Source organism: Streptomyces alkaliphilus (assembly GCF_014141535.1).
GTDB classification, from domain to species: Bacteria; Actinomycetota; Actinomycetes; order Streptomycetales; family Streptomycetaceae; genus Streptomyces; species Streptomyces alkaliphilus.
This window is the reverse complement of sequence record NZ_VKHT01001335.1, coordinates 1-1,085: the sequence shown is the minus strand read 5'-3', so window position 1 is coordinate 1,085 and position 1,085 is coordinate 1. Positions and strand designations below refer to the sequence as shown.

At 75.3% G+C, this 1,085-nt stretch carries 1 pseudogene; it reads right to left on the bottom strand.

Features of this window, described 5'->3' with window-relative positions:
• Positions 1-1,085, bottom strand: a pseudogene (locus FNQ90_RS24330) (hypothetical protein); the annotation flags it as partial.

Here is a 1,085-nt window from a genome sequence, read left to right as displayed (position 1 = left end):
GGGACGACGGGGGGAACCGATCGGCTCCCCCGACCGCGGCCCCCCCGGAGGAGGCCGCCCCCGGGTCGGCGAGTGCCGGGTCGACGAGCGCGAGGAAGGCGCGCGCCCCCTCTCCGCCCGCTTTCGGGTCATCGCTCTCGGCCCGGACCACCAACTCGGTGAAGATCGCTTCCCGGTGCCTGCGGTCGCCGGCCAGGGCCCGGAGTGCCGTGGCGACGGCTTCGGCGCCCCCGCCCCGGGTACGGGAGACCAACAGGCGCAATCGGGTGAGGGCGACCCTCGGGTAGCGCCGGCCGAGCGCCCCCTCGCACACTCCGGCGACGACCCGGGCCATCTCGTCCCCGACGTCGCCCCCTTCGCACCAGACGCGGAGCCTGCGGCGCACCGCGGCCCCGGGCCCGGGGGCGACCGCGAGCTTGCCCAGTACCTCCACGGCGAGCCGACGGTGCTCGGTACGGCCCTCCAGGATCCATCTCTCCACGACGCCGAGGACCGTCTCCCCCGCCGGGCCCTCGGCCAGTCGGGTGAGTGCCTCCGCCACCCGGTCGGTGTGCCCCACGGCCGGCCCCCCGGGCAGGGTCACCTCACCGGCCCAGTCCAACAACGTGTCGCGCAGGCCGGGGCGTTGACACCACACATGGGCGAGCACCGCTTCCGGAAGGCCGGGACGCCGGGCGGCGAGGGAGAGGGTGTCGTTTCCCTCGTCCCACACCGCGCCGACGGCCTCGAGACGGACGGACAGGTCCCGGCCGGCGAGCGCGCCACCGGGCGGAAGCTCCCCACCCACCGTTTCGAAGAGCCGGTCGGCGGCGTCCAGGACGACCGCGGCGGGCGCCCCCTCCAGGAGAGCGGAGGCGATCAGCAGCGACCGTTCCCGCAGGTCACCCGGGTCCGCGTGCCTCTCGAACCAGTCGGTGAGATGGGGCCTCCAGTGACGGTACTCCTGGACCACCTCGTCCTTCGCCCGGTCTTCCGGGGCACGGGCGATGATGCGGGCGAGGCGGACGGCGTCACCGGGGGTGCTCCCGCTCCCCAGAAGAGCCGTGATGGTGGGGTGGGCCAGCCAGTCGGAACGGTCCGAGCCG